At 33.1% G+C, this 14,242-nt stretch carries 13 protein-coding genes; 1 reads left to right on the top strand and 12 read right to left on the bottom strand.

What is annotated here, in order from left to right; translation table 11 throughout:
- From DZ64_RS0103335 to DZ64_RS0103365, 7 genes are all read right to left on the bottom strand, one after another.
- Positions 1–390 (bottom strand): NADH-quinone oxidoreductase subunit J, encoded by a 390-nt coding sequence (locus DZ64_RS0103335; RefSeq protein WP_236618640.1) that lies wholly within the window; start codon positions 388–390, stop codon positions 1–3.
- On the bottom strand, positions 335–1,018 hold the full coding sequence (locus DZ64_RS10560; protein WP_024789425.1) for a 4Fe-4S binding protein: 684 nt from the start codon (positions 1,016–1,018) through the stop codon (positions 335–337). The genes DZ64_RS0103335 and DZ64_RS10560 overlap by 56 nt, the downstream gene beginning before the upstream one ends.
- 1 nt (position 1,019) lies before the next feature.
- Positions 1,020–1,991 (bottom strand): complex I subunit 1 family protein, encoded by a 972-nt coding sequence (locus DZ64_RS0103345; RefSeq protein WP_024789426.1) that lies wholly within the window; start codon positions 1,989–1,991, stop codon positions 1,020–1,022.
- A 9-nt stretch (positions 1,992–2,000) separates the two neighbouring features.
- Positions 2,001–3,650, bottom strand: coding sequence for an NADH-quinone oxidoreductase subunit C (locus tag DZ64_RS0103350; protein WP_024789427.1), 1,650 nt, complete (start codon positions 3,648–3,650; stop codon positions 2,001–2,003).
- 9 nt (positions 3,651–3,659) lie between these two features.
- On the bottom strand, positions 3,660–4,133 hold the full coding sequence (locus DZ64_RS0103355; protein WP_024789428.1) for an NADH-quinone oxidoreductase subunit B: 474 nt from the start codon (positions 4,131–4,133) through the stop codon (positions 3,660–3,662).
- On the bottom strand, positions 4,117–4,455 hold the full coding sequence (locus tag DZ64_RS0103360; RefSeq protein WP_024787223.1) for an NADH-quinone oxidoreductase subunit A: 339 nt from the start codon (positions 4,453–4,455) through the stop codon (positions 4,117–4,119). Before DZ64_RS0103360 ends, DZ64_RS0103355 begins: the two co-directional genes overlap by 17 nt.
- A gap of 141 nt (positions 4,456–4,596) precedes the next feature.
- A complete protein-coding gene (locus DZ64_RS0103365) occupies positions 4,597–6,309 on the bottom strand; it encodes an ATP-binding protein (protein WP_024789429.1) in 1,713 nt (570 codons plus the stop codon).
- A 44-nt stretch (positions 6,310–6,353) separates the two neighbouring features.
- Between DZ64_RS0103365 and DZ64_RS0103370 the strand changes: the two genes are divergently transcribed.
- Positions 6,354–7,013, top strand: coding sequence for a 16S rRNA (uracil(1498)-N(3))-methyltransferase (locus DZ64_RS0103370; RefSeq protein ID WP_024789430.1), 660 nt, complete (start codon positions 6,354–6,356; stop codon positions 7,011–7,013).
- Positions 7,014–7,022: 9 nt separating this feature from the next.
- Here DZ64_RS0103370 and rdgB read toward each other — a convergent pair whose 3' ends face one another.
- Genes rdgB through DZ64_RS0103395 form a run of 5 tightly spaced genes read right to left on the bottom strand, consistent with a single transcriptional unit; the run spans position 7,023 to position 14,223 of the window.
- Entirely contained in the window at positions 7,023–7,607 is a 585-nt protein-coding gene (gene rdgB, locus DZ64_RS0103375; protein ID WP_024789431.1) for an RdgB/HAM1 family non-canonical purine NTP pyrophosphatase, read from the bottom strand.
- Between the two features lie 59 nt (positions 7,608–7,666).
- Positions 7,667–9,082, bottom strand: a complete 1,416-nt coding sequence (locus DZ64_RS0103380) for an EAL domain-containing protein (protein ID WP_024789432.1) — start codon at positions 9,080–9,082, stop codon at positions 7,667–7,669.
- An 11-nt stretch (positions 9,083–9,093) separates the two neighbouring features.
- A complete protein-coding gene (locus DZ64_RS0103385) occupies positions 9,094–9,627 on the bottom strand; it encodes a DUF3365 domain-containing protein (RefSeq protein WP_024789433.1) in 534 nt (177 codons plus the stop codon).
- A gap of 58 nt (positions 9,628–9,685) precedes the next feature.
- Positions 9,686–13,174, bottom strand: coding sequence for an efflux RND transporter permease subunit (locus tag DZ64_RS0103390; RefSeq protein WP_024789434.1), 3,489 nt, complete (start codon positions 13,172–13,174; stop codon positions 9,686–9,688).
- A gap of 8 nt (positions 13,175–13,182) precedes the next feature.
- Positions 13,183–14,223 (bottom strand): efflux RND transporter periplasmic adaptor subunit, encoded by a 1,041-nt coding sequence (locus tag DZ64_RS0103395; protein WP_024789435.1) that lies wholly within the window; start codon positions 14,221–14,223, stop codon positions 13,183–13,185.
- Between the last annotated feature and the right edge of the window lie 19 nt (positions 14,224–14,242).

Below are 14,242 nucleotides of genomic sequence, written 5' to 3' on the forward strand. Positions count from 1 at the left end.
TTATTCCTTTTCATGTTTTAGAGTGTACAGCATTCTAATACTTCCATATAATATGCTTGCTCCCACTACACCTGTAAAAATCGCTATTTCAGCATAAAAATCGGTAAACACCTTTACCTGTTCTTCAAGAGGTATAGGCTTGCCGGCATTTGAAATTTCAGGCATTAAAAACGGAATTATCACCAACCCTATCAAAACAAACGTAACAACCGCAACAGCCCACGGCCTAATTTTAAATTCAGGAAATTTAGCCCCTATAACCGTCACACCGAAAAGTGTTAAAACAACAATCCCCCCGGTATATACAAATATTTGGAAAAGTCCTAAAAATTTTTCACCCATTCCTATATAATATATACCGAGTAAAAACATCATCGTAACAAATGACATCACGGCACCCACGGTATTTTTTTGTGTTAGACTCATAACAGCAAGGACTAATGCCAAAAATAAAATCAGTATACTCATTTTTCCTCTCCTTTTGGAGCTTCAGACTCTTGTTTTTTAGCTTCAGCTTCTGCCTTCTTTTTTTAGCTTCAGCTTCTGCCTTCTTTTTAGCCAGCATCTCAGCTTTTTTTCTTGCTTTTTCCTCTTCTTCTTTTTTCTTCTTTTCAATCCACTCTTCCGGCACGTCAGCCCTTACCCAGAAATTTTCAAGAGTGTCGTGTGTTCCGTTTTGAGTTATCATTTCTATATCCCCGCCTGAAAGTTTAATGGCTTTTTCAGGTTTGGTAGGGCACACATCTTCACATAAACCGCAAAAAATACAAATAGCTAAATTTACTTCCGGTACTTTATTCGGTCTTTTAATAGGAAGCGGTTTCATTTTAATAGCGTCTACAGGACAAATTTTATTACATGCATCGCATCCGGTACATATATCATATCTTACAACATGCCTTCCCCTGAAAACGGAAGATTTGTGAGCCGGTTCTTTTACCACATCTTTAATGGCCTCTCTCGGCTCGGTTACTGCTTTTAAAACCCTTAATACTCTTTCGCTAATCTGGAATAACATTTTAAGCTCCTAATATATAAATTCTTGCAAATGTAACCCAAACCAAATTGAGTATAGCCATAGGCGTGAGCCAGCTCCAGGTAAATTTTAACATCTGATCAAGCCTGAGTCTTGGATTTGACGCTCTTATTGCAACAACCATAATGGCAATTAAAACTATTTTAATAAACAGCCACCAAAAACTCTCAAACCCCAATCCTCTGTATCCGCCGAAAAAAAGCACCACCGCACTGGCACTTACAACAAGTATTTCGGTAAATCCCGCAAATTTAAGCAAAATATAATTTGTTCCGGAATATTCAGTATAAAATCCGTAAACAATTTCCTGTTCCGCATCCGGAATATTAAAAGGAGGCTGCTCAAGAATTCCAAGCATTGCTATAATATAAATAATCGCACCCGGCAGTAAAATCAATGTAGTAAGCCATGTGTTACTTTCCATAATTTCATATAAATTCATAGTTCCAAAAAGAACTGCCGGTGAGAGTGAAGCAAGAAAAAACGGCGATTCCATTGACAACATTTGTGAAAGTATTCTCATCCCTCCAAGAAGAGAATATTTGTTATTACTTCCAAAACCTGTAAGGAACAGTAAAAACGGTTCAACCCCTATTAATACAACAAGTCCCAAAACTCCGTAATTTGTATCTATAATCCCATGCCCGTTATTAACCAAAGGACTCCATGGAATTAAAAACACGGGAAGTGCAGCCACCAAAGGGGCAATTATGGGAATAATATTAAAAAGATACGGATCAGCACTTTTAGGAGTAACACTTTCTTTTACCAAAAGTTTAAACACATCATATACTGTTTGTAAGCTGCCGGCAGGCCCGTTAAAATGAGGACCCACTCTTTTATGAACATAAGCCAGAGCTTTTCTTGAAAAATAAAAAATAAAAAAAGTCCAGCAAAGTAAAAATATAAATCCAGGAAACACAAAAATATAAAAAAGTATTTCACCTATTCCCATTTTATCTCCTTATCTGTCTAAATCGCCCTGACATATATGCATACTTCCGTAAAGCAGCGGAATGTCAGATAATGTTTTTCCTCTAATCAATGTATCAAGCACCATTGTATGGTTTACACTCGGAGCTTTAAGTTTAAGTCTGTAAGGGCTGGTTGCTTTTTCACCTGTTACTAAATGCATAAGCATTTCGCCTCTCGCCCATTCAACTCTTGCAACAGCCTCACCTTTTGGAAGTCTTTTTGGAATTCTTACCAAATGATCTTTCATTGGGTCCATTTCTCCCGCTTCAATACCTGCTTCAATTTTTTTCATTGCCTGTTTAATTAAATCAATAGCCTGGTTTATTTCTTTATAGATTATAAAAAGTCTGTCTCTTGCATCACCGTTTTCACAGGTTACATAATCTATTTCAAGCTCCCCATAAGCAGCATAAGGTTCATCTATTCTTACATCTGTTTTATATCCGCTCGCTCTGGCTATAGGACCTGCTAAATAATAAGTTTCGACATCATCTTTTGTAAACATTCCAAGATTTTTTGCCCGTGTGGTCATAAGCGGATTTTTCATAAAAATATCTTCGATATCAGGTTTAACATTTTCCCATTTTTTAATTGCTTTTTCTATTTCCCCAAACCATGTTTTATAATCACTTAAAGGAAACCTCACTCCCCCCGGTTCAACGCTTGCGGTTGCGATTCTTGCCCCGCTGTAATCTTCCAATACATCAAGGAAAAATTCCCTGATATCAAGCGTCCACATTAAAAATGTCTGAAGGCCCATTGTTCCGAAAAATCCACCGACAGAAAGTAAATGAGATGCAATTCTTCCTGTTTCACCTAAAATCACCCTCATAAATTTGGCAAAAGGGGTTATTTCTTTTCCAGCAATCTCTTCTACCGCCTGGGAATAACAAATCATAGGATTGGGATTGTCCATAAAGCAGATTCTCTCAACCGCTGTAATAGCCCCTATAAAATCTTTTCTCTCAACTAAATTTTCAAGTGCTCTCCATACATATCCTATGTCTGGGTCTATTTTTTCAATAATTTCCCCGTTTGTGGTAACTTTTAACCTAATCGGCCCGCTTGCAGGATGCGTAGGCCCCCAGTTTAATATTGTATGAGCGCTCTCATGCCCTATTTTTTGCTCATTTTCATCGAAATCATCAAAAAAATCTTTTGTAATAATATTAATATTTTCTATTAAATTTTTTTCATGGGAAACCCAGTCAAAATCTTTTCTGAAAGGAAATTTTCCGTAAAAATCCTGGGAAATTAAAAAATACCTGAGATTCGGATGATTTTTAAATTTTACTCCGAAAGTCGAATAAGCCTCAAGTTCATGCCAATCGGCACTCGGAAAAAGAGGGGTAATTGAATCAATTTCACATTTTTCAAGCTCTCTTGGTAAATCAACTTTAAGCCATACATTTCTTTTATTTTTTAAATCTTCCAAAAAATAATTCATCTCAATTTTATCTTCATCTATAAAATCGGTAGGTGAAACGGTTGAGCAGGTTTTAAGCCCCTCTTCTTTAAGGGCTTTTACAACATTTAACAAATCATCTTTATTTTTAAGTTTTGTTTTTAGCCATGTTTTTTTGTAATCTTCAATATATTCATTTTCATAATTTTTTAAAATATCTTTAAGTTTCTCCATTGCCATCCCTTAAAATTTCATTTGTTTCCAGAGACCGCCCTGACTTGACGCACTCGGCTCGCCTCTTTTTATTTTTTCTTTAAGTTCTTCAAGTCCGGCAATAATTGCTTCCGGTTTTGGAGGACAGCCCGCCACAAACACATCTGCAGGCAGAATTTCGGTCATATTTTTAATTACCGATGGAGAATCATTATAAGGACCCCCGTCAAACGCACATGCACCGATTGCCACAACATATCTGGGCTCCGGCATCTGCTCGTATGTTCTAAGAAGAGCCGGAAGAATTTTTTTGCTTACAAGCCCTGTAATAAAAATAATATCGGCCTGTCTCGGAGTCGGCGTCATTATATATCCGTATCTTTCCCAGTCATATCTCGGCCCCATGGATGCCAACATTTCAAGAGAGCAGCAGCCGCTACAAAAATGGACAATCCAAGGAGATTTACTCCTTGCATAATTAAAGAAATCAAGCACTTTTAGCATTTCTATACTCCTTCATACTGATAGTAATAGCCGCAAACAGCAATACACCAAATATCATGGCCCAATTTAAGGCATTTTTATTATCTGCAAAAACAAACAAAGAAAAGAAAAGTCCAGCCATATCAAAAACAATAAATGCAATCGCAAAAATAAAATAATTGAAATTGGCTTTGTTTGGAACTTCACTGCTTGGCGGAAGTCCGCATTCAAAATGATCGTTTTTAATTTCACCAGGATTGTAAGGTGCCACTATTATACCCAAGAGATACAATAAAACTACCCCTGTAATCAGACCTGCGGCTATTGCCAAAATCAAACCCATTTTATCTCCTTTTTAATTTCAGTATAACAAAATTATAAAATATTTTTTCTCAGTTTAATAATTATAAGAAAAAATTATGAAAAAACAAATCTTTACAAAAATTTTACAGGTTTTATGTTACATTAAGTAATAAATATATATTCACTTATGTAAAAAACCTATCTCTTTTTCATTGTCGAACGCATTTATTTTTTCTTTTCTAATCTCCTCTATAAAATCTTGAGTTTTAAACATAGAATTTTTTCTCATAGCAACTTTTAGGGCGGTATTTTTTATTATAACCTCAATTTGAGCTCCGGTAAGTTCAAATGATGAGAGTTTCTTAATATCAAAATTTTCTTCATATTTAGCATTTTTAGGAAGCTTAAGTTCCCATAATTTCAATCTTTCTTTGAAAGACGGTTTTTTAAATTCTATTTTTAAATCAAATCTTCTTGAAAATGCTTTATCAAATGATTCAAGCAGATTGGTTGTGGCAATTAAAATTCCTTCGAATTTTTCGATTCTTTCTAAAAATATATTTTGCATCTGATTGTGCATTTTATCGGCACTGCTGAAGGTTGCGGCTGTTCTTGTACTCAAAAACTGGTCGGCCTCGTTCAATAAAAGCACAGGTTTTGTTTTTAGTTTTTCCGCCACCATATTATATTCGTCAAAAAGTTTCCTTACATTTTTTTCACTCTCACCCACATACATGGAAAGTATTTTAGAGCAGTCAAGGCTTAGAAGAGGCTTATTAAACTCTTTTGCCAAAGCCAAAGCCGTAACTGTTTTGCCGGTTCCCGGATGTCCGTAAAAAATTATTTTAGCCTCTATGCCGTTTGAGCTTTTTACTCCCCATCTTTTTAATTTATTTATTACTTTTTTATCCGTCTGTTTTAACAAAGTATTCAGACTCTCTTTTGTTTTCTCATCCAAAACAATATCTTTTAATGAATATTCTGGTTCAATAAAATCAAAAAGCGTTTCTTTTACAATATGTTCAATTTTATGTTTTGTTCTTGGATGTATCAAATCTTTGAGTATTTCATCATTTATAAAAAATATTTTTGTAAAACCCCCAAAAGCGCCTATCAGTTCGTCATAATCCACAATTTCCTCGCTGACAAGCTTTGAGTTCTCATCCAGCAAACTTCTGTTTTTTATTCTTTCTATCTCATCACTGCTGACAAGATTTAATAAAAAATTCATTTCCCTTGCATTTTCATTCGAATTGGTATACTCTTCTTTTAAAAGAGCTAAAAATATTATTTCCTCTTTTTCATTTAATTCATACTCTTTTATAAAATTAATTACCGGCAGATCAATTTTTGTTTTTTTAACTTTTTCTTTTATTGTATTTTCAATAAGTTTTAATTTGCTTTGAAGCCTTTTTATGCTTGAGCTTGTTTTGGAAAAAGAATTTTTTATATTTGCAAGCTGTTCGTATATTTCTATTCTTAAAAACTCATCATGCAAAAATTCCAGATGGTCGTTATATGGTTTATTTTCAGGCACCACAAGTTCGAGCGAACCCTGCTCTATTAACCTTAAAAAAGCAATGGAAAGAGAAATACTGGAATTAAAAAGCTCCAGATTGGTCATATCATTTATTTTAAACTGTCCCACTGAGCTTATTACAACCCATCCCTCCTCTATCAGATTTTTTATTACGTCTATATTTTCAAGGGCTTTAAATTTATCTTTTCCAAATATCGAAAATAAAATTTCCTTTACGCTGACATCCTCTTTTGAATCCAGATAAAATTCAAGCATAATCCTTAGTATTTCAGTTTCTTCTTTTTTTAAATTTAAAACTTTGTAAACAGTGCTGTTTTGGGGATTTTTTAAAAAAGATATTATATTATTTACCAAATCCTCTCCTTAATTTTATTATAATTATATCAAAAAGGCGCTAAATGCAGTTTTTATATTATCCAAAGCCCGAAAACAGAATAATCTTAAAAGGGGAAGAATACAAATATATTTTTAAAGTAAGAAGAATAAAAAAACATGAACCTATAAAAATAAGAAACCTAATAGATGATTATTTATATATTTATAAAATAGATGAAATAAACAAAAAAGAGGCTTTTTTGTCTCTTATTGAAAAAAAATATTTTCCAAACAGGCCAAAAACATTTTTTCATATTGCATGGTGTATAATTGAGCCTAAAAACATAGAAAAAACAATTCCTTCGTTAAATGAAATCGGGGTTGGCAAAATAAGCTTTGTATACTGCGATTTTTCCCAGAGAAATTTTAAGTTAAAACTTGATAGAATTGAAAAAATTCTTATAAATTCCTGCCAGCAATGCGGAAGAAGTGACAAAATGCAAATAGAAATTTTAAATTCAAGTGAAGATTTTTTTGAAAAATACCCGAGTTTCAGCGCACTTGATTTTAACGGAAAACAAATTGAATTAAAAAAAAACATAACCATGCCAATTTTAATAGGGCCCGAAGGCGGATTCAGTGAAAAAGAAAAAGAAAAATTCAGAGAAATTTACAAACTTCAAAGTTTTATATTAAGAAGCGAAAGCGCAGCGTGCGGCATATGTGCTAAAATATTACTTTAAATGAAAAAATTATTTAATAACTTTTAATATATTCTCAGCTAATTTCAAGGCTTTTGTTCTGTGGGATATTTTTTGTTTTATTTTTTCATCTAGTTCACCCAGTGTATTATCAAACCCTTTTGGAATAAACATAGGGTCATAACCAAAACCTTTATCACCCTTTGCTTCATCTATAACATCACCATGCATAAAACCATGCGTAGTAAAAATTCCATAAGGTGAAGCTATTGCAATTGCTGCTGTATAAAAAGCCGGCGTTTTTTTTATGTTTCTTTTTTTAAGTTCGCTTATCAGCTTTTTTAAATTGTCTTTGTCACTTGCTTCACTTCCGGCAAACCTTGCGGAATAAATTCCGGGAATTCCACCGAGAGCGGGAACGCTTATTCCGCTGTCATCTGCCATTACTAAAAATTCCGGAAGTTTTTCAGCAACGGCTTTTACTTTAATAATCGCATTTTCTTTAAATGTTTTTCCGTTTTCCTCTATTTCAAAAGGCTCTATTAAATCTGTATAGGGGATTATTTCAAAATCTTTTAAAATTTCTTTTATTTCCCTGACTTTACCCTTATTTGAAGAAGCCAAAACTATTTTCATAATATTTCCTTATTTTTTTCTAATTAAATCATTTTCTTTTTTTTATTTTCAAAATGAAATTATATCAAACGTTTAGGAGCGGAAAAATAATACCCCTGGGAATAATCGACACCCAGTTTTTTAATAAATTCAAAAATTTCTCTGTTTTCAACATATTCCGCCACAGTCACCATATTGCCTTTTTGTGCAAATTCTACAATTGTCTGGACTATCATTTGTGATTTCTTATCTGTAAGAATATTTTTTATCAAACTGCCGTCTATTTTTAATCCGTCAATCTGAAATTTAAACAGATAACTGAAATTGGAATATCCGCTTCCAAAATCGTCTATAAAAATTTTAACCCCGTAGTCTTTAAGTTTTTGCAAATAACTTAATATATAAGAATCCGATGCAATATCTTCATTTTCCAGAAGCTCAATCGTTATTCTTTCAGGTTCGGGAAAATTTTTTATCAATTTATATATTTTTTCTTTTATATTATCATCTTCAAAATCCTCCAAAGAAAGATTCAGTGAAACCTCTTCTTTTCTTTCTTTAAAGAAATTAAGAGTTTTTTCAAAAACAATCAGTGTTAAATTTTTATAAATATTAACACTTTTCGCCACATCCAAAAATTCCCCCGGTGAATATACTTTTCCGTTTTCATCAATCATTCTTATCAGTGATTCATATTTTACAATTTTTTGTGTCTTATTATCTACTATGGGCTGAAAATAAGGAATTATTCTGTCTTCTCTCATAGCTTTTTCCAAAATATTTAAAGTTTTCTGATTTTTTTCAAAACTCTGGGCCAAATCTTTTATTTCGCAGTAACAGAGACATTTTACTTTTTTTCTTTTTGCATATTCCACTGCAATATCAGCTACTGTAAAAACATCTTTTTCTTTTTTTGAACCGATTCCCGCCCTGAAAAAAAGATTAATTTCGTTTTTATTTACAATATACGGTTTTTCCAACTCTTTAATAATTTTTTTAATATATAAACAGTTTTCAAAACATTCGTATTCATCCAGTAATACGGCAAACTCGTCTATATTTATATGATAAATTTTATTATTAATAAGTTTTTTTAATCTTTTTGCGACTTCCTGAATAATTAAATTGCCCATTTCCTGGGAAAAATAATCGTTTACTTCCCTGAATTTATTAATATTAAATATAGCCAAAGCATTTTTATCTGTTTTTTTCATATCTTCCATTAATTTTATTCTGTTTGGCAAATTGGTAACAGGGCTGAAATAATATCTTTTAATCATTTCGTTTTTATAATATTTAATAGAATTTACGGCTTTATTTATAGATACTTTTAATTTTTGAAATTCAATAAAAGACATTGTCATATTTAATTTTTCATAAATTCCTTTTGAAACTTTTTCATCAAAGAATTTTAAAAACAGGGTTATATCCCTTTTTAAATTATTTGTAAATTTATAAAATCCGCACAGCGTGGCAATTAAAGCCAGAAACAGCAAAAAGAAAGAAATTAAAATGTTAAATTAAATTTCATAAAAGATCTTTTAAAAGGCGCTTTTGCCTCTATATATCCTACAACGTCTCCTTTTTTAAATCCTCTTATTTTATTTGAGCTTTTAATCCCACCGCAGCTGAAAATTTTATGTTTTTCATAACCGTGGCATTTCAGGCATTCATTTTTCATAACAATCGGTTTATAATAAGTAATGTAATTTGAATTAATCTTATATATCTCTTTTTTATTTTTAATTTTTTTAAAAAAACCGTTGTTTTTCAGCTGAGGATTCTTAAATAAAGAAAACAGTTTAAAATCTATATTTGTATTTTTTTTATATATTTTTATAATGGATGAAAAGGGAGTATAAGTATCTTTCATTTCCGAATATTTAACACTGAATATTGCCTTGGTACACAACCTTACTTTGTTTACTTCTTCGTATATAAAAAAATTTAATAATATAAAATAGAGTATTACAAGTATCATTGTTGCAGTAAACAAAGAAAGTGCGATAATTTTAAGCATCTTAGATAAAATTGAGCCCATATTCACTCTTTTTTGAAAAATTATATCATAATTTTTCGTTATGTAAAGAAAAAAAGAGTTAAATCTCTTTTAATCCGTATTCTATATGTTTTTCTTTTTTATGTTTTGAAATTAAATATCTCCAGTAAAGAATAGGAACAACAATAACCGAAAGCGCAGTTGAAGCGAAAACACCGAAAATAAGGGCTACGGCAAGACCTTGCCATACCGGATCGAGCACAATGACAAATGAAGCTAAAATAATAGCAAGAGCAGTTAAAACAATAGGTCTGAATCTTGTGGCCGCCGCTTCAATAACTGCCTCATTAATACTTCTGCCCTGTTTAATTAAATCGTTTGTAAAATCTATAAGTAATAGCGAATTTCTGACAACAATACCGGCCAGTGCGATAAAGCCGATCATACTTGTTGCCGTAAAATATGTTTTTGAATGGAAAAACGCCAGAGTTATCCAGTTCATTATTGCATGTCCCGGAAGCACTCCTATAAATGTAAGAGGCACTGCCGCAAGCACGATTCTTGGGACTCTAAAGTTTTTATAATAAGCAACCATCAACAGATAAATAAGAATTACCGCAACGCCAAAGGCGCTTCCGAGGTCTCTGAACACATCAAATGTAAGCTCCCATTCCCCGCCCCAGATTAAATCATAACTTTTACCTGTTTTTAAATCAGTGGCTTTTAAATTAAGTCTCGGATTTCCGTCATAAGTAATTTTATATCCGGGAATACCTTTGTCTTTAAGATTAAAGAAAATATCAAGTAGTGCATAAATACTTCCTCTTTTATTCATTTCACCTGTAACCATTACCATAGGTCGCAAATCTTTACTCGTAATCATTCCGTCGTATTTAACAGGTTCAATTTTTACGACTTCTTTTAAAGGTACCAATCTGTGTGTAGTCATAGACATTAATTTAATTTTATCAAGGCTTTCCAGATTTTTTCTGTATTTTTTTTCAAACCTCACAAAAATACCAACCTGTTCTTTTTCACTTGGAATATGGGCAACACTAATTACAGCTCCCTTTAATCCCATACCGAGTATTTTTGCAATCTGCTCTACACTGATTCCAAGAAGCGCCGCTTTTTGCTTATCAGGAACAATTTTATATTTTACAATCTGTCTGTCTCTCATAATATCAATATCCACAACCCTGTCGGTATGTTTATATAAACTTTCTATATAATTTGCCAATTTCAGTCTACCCTCTTCATCTCCTCCAAATACCTGCATAAGAAGTGTGGCCATTACAGGCGGGCCCGGAGGATCTTCCACAAGCTTAATATTTGCATTCTCAAAGCTGCACTGGCTCTGAATAACTGGTCTTAATCTGCTCACCATATCGATAGAACTTTCTTTTCTTCCCTCTTCTTTAGGAAACAGATTAACTCTTATTTCACCGTAATTTTCGCCCTGTTTCATAGAACTTCCCCTAAGAAGTCCGTTAAAATCTACTACTCCGCTAATTCCTATAAACTGCTCGAAATCTTTTATTTCTTTTTGTTTACTTAAAATATTTGCCACACAGTTGCTGACTTTTGTGGTTGTATCAATACTGCTTCCTTTTGGAAGGTCAATTGTAATATTGAATGTATTTTTATTAGCACCAGGAAGCATTTTGAAAAGAACTATTTTATACACAGGTAAAATAAGTGAGCATGCAAACAATAATAAAACAACACTAAAAAACACTGCCCTTTTAAGGGTTGAATTTAAAAGAGGATTCAATATAGAATGAAAAACCCTGAATGTTTTTGTTTTTCTAATATCAAAAGGCTCGTGTTTTTCCTTATGTTCAGGTAAAAATTTAACAGCAGCCCAAGGGGTAAACATATACGCAATTACAAGTGACGCTATCATAGCAATTGGCACATTAAACGGAATTGGTCCCATATAAGGCCCCATCATTCCTGTAACAAAAAACATAGGCAAAAACGCAAGAATAATGGCAAGTGTAGCTACATTTGTAGGGTTACCGATTTCATTTGTGGCATAAACAGCGGCATAATCTCTCGGCTTATCACCTATTGAAAAATGCCTGTGTATATTTTCTATAACCACTATGGCACTGTCAACTAAAAGTCCCAAAGCCAGAATAAGGGCAAACAGGGTAATTCTGTTTATACTCTGCCCTGCGAGCATTCCTATAAACAATGTAATTGACAAAATAAGAGGGACGGTAAATACAACGATTAACGCTTCCCTAAATCCCAATACCAAAATTAATAAAAAGAAAATTACAACAAGGGAAACTATCAAATGATTAAGCAGTTCGTTAACCGCATGGTTTGCCTTATGTCCGTCATTTCTTGTTATATAAACATGGACACCTTTTGGCAGTGTTTTTTGAAGTTCCTTTGCTTTGGCTATTACATCCCTTGCAACAAAAACGGCGTTGGTACCTCTTTTTTTACCCACAAAAATAGTTACCTGATTCTGTTTTATACCAACCGGAAATTTATTTTCACTTTTTCCTATAAGGGGGTCTTCATAAAAAGACCTTCCGGCTTCATAAAAAGTTTTGTGTTTGTGTTGAAAATCAACACCGTCTTTAACTTTTGCAATATCTTTTATATAAATCGGCCTTCCCATATAGTTCGCAACCATTAAATTTTCAACGTCTTTTACATTTTTTATAAATCCGTCAAATTCCAAAGGAATGGAATATTTTTTATTATCCATTCCTCCAAGAGGATAATCAACATCGGCACCTTTAAGAGACATGGCAATCTGAGCAAGAGATAAATGATAAGCAGCTAATTTTTGAGGGTCAATTAGGATATTAAACTGCCTTTTATGTCCCCCTTTTATTCCTATGATACTTACGTTTTTTACCGATGCAAGCGGACTTAATAATCTTTGGGCAATTCTGTAAAGCTCAGAATCGTTATATTTAGTACTTGAAAGAGCCAAAGTTACAATCGGCACTTCGTCAATATCAACAGGTTTAATTAAAGGTGTCCATACGCCTTTTGGGAGTTTATCCATATTACGCATAACCCTGTCATAGAGCTTGCTTAAACTTCTTACTTTATCCTGACCTATTTTAAACCTTACAGTCACAACTCCCGCACTGTTCATAGCCATACCGTAGACATGCTTAACGCCGGTCATGGCTTTAAGAATTCTTTCAAGCGGCTCAACTATAACATTTTGAACTTCTTTGGAGCTGGCTCCCGGATAAACAACAATCACATTGGCGGCTGGAACGTCTATTTGCGGATTTTCCTCTCTGGGTGTCAAAAAAACGGCTATTAATCCCATTAAAACAAGGGCAAGTGCAATAACCGGAGTTAAAGGGTTTTTTAAAAAAGTTCTGGCAAGTTTACCTGCTATATTTAGTTTTAATTCTTCTTCGAGATGAGTTAATTCCTCTTCTTTTTGAGAAATTTCTTTTTCTCTTAAATTTGCCTCATTTTCAAGAGCTTTTATTTCATCCTCAAGTTTTTGTATTTCACTTATGTCACACTGTTGTGATTTTAATTCATTTAACTCTTTTCGTTTTTCTTCTAATTTAGCTTTTATTGCTTTTAATATTTCCATTCCCGCTCCTATAATTTTTGTCCGTCAATCATATTCGCAGGCGGATAAAGAATTACCTTTTCTCCTGCATTCAACCCTTTAAGCGCAATATAATCCCCCTCTTGGGCAATTTGTTTAACGGCTATAAATTTGGCAATTCCGTCTTTATTGACAAAAACCCCCATAATCCCTTCCCTGCTTGTCAAAGCAGCAAACGGAACAAGAACGGCTTCTTTTTTTCCTAAAATTATCTTCGCTTTTGCATACATTCCGGGCAGCAGTTTATTATCATATTTATTAAATTTAAATTTAACTATATAAGAATGTGTTGCAGGATCGGCACTCGGAATAATATTCTCCACTTTTGCGCTGTATTTTTTATTAATAGCCGGAACAAAAATTTCCACTTTCATTCCAAGCTTAAATTTATCAATATCCCCTTCTTTTACAAAACTTCTTGCTTTAAGAGAGCTTAAATCGCTTAAAATTAAAACAGGATATCCAGGAAGCGCCATTTCACCCACATTTTTCATTTTTCTTGTAACCACCGCATTAATAGGGGATTTTACTTTAGCATATTTTATCTGGTTTCTTGCCATATCAAGAGCCGCTTTTGCCCTTTTTAACATACCTTTTGCCATATCCACCTGTTTTTTCCTAATATTCATATTAAGTGTCATTTTTTCAAAATCTCTTTTGCTTACAGCCCCTGCTTTATATAAATTTTTAAATCTTTCATAATCCCTTTTTGCATCTGCATAAGCCATTTCGGCCATCAGCACACCGCTTTGGGCCTGTAAAAGAGCACCTCTTGCCTGATTTAGCATTGAATACACATCGGTAGGGTCAACAACAAACAAAAGTTCGCCTTTTTTAACCTTTTCACCTTCTTCAGCTTTTATTTCTTTAATATATCCCATAACTCTCGGGGCCAGCATAACCTGTCTTTTTGCATATATATCGGCAACATAATCTTTTTTTATATAAATAACACCTTTTTTTGCAGTTGCAAATTCATAGGCAAACAAACTCAATGCAAATGCTGAAATTAACGCTATCTTTTTAATCATTTATACTCCTTTTTGTTTT

This window comes from Lebetimonas sp. JH292 (assembly GCF_000523275.1).
Classification (GTDB): Bacteria; Campylobacterota; Campylobacteria; order Campylobacterales; family Nautiliaceae; genus Lebetimonas.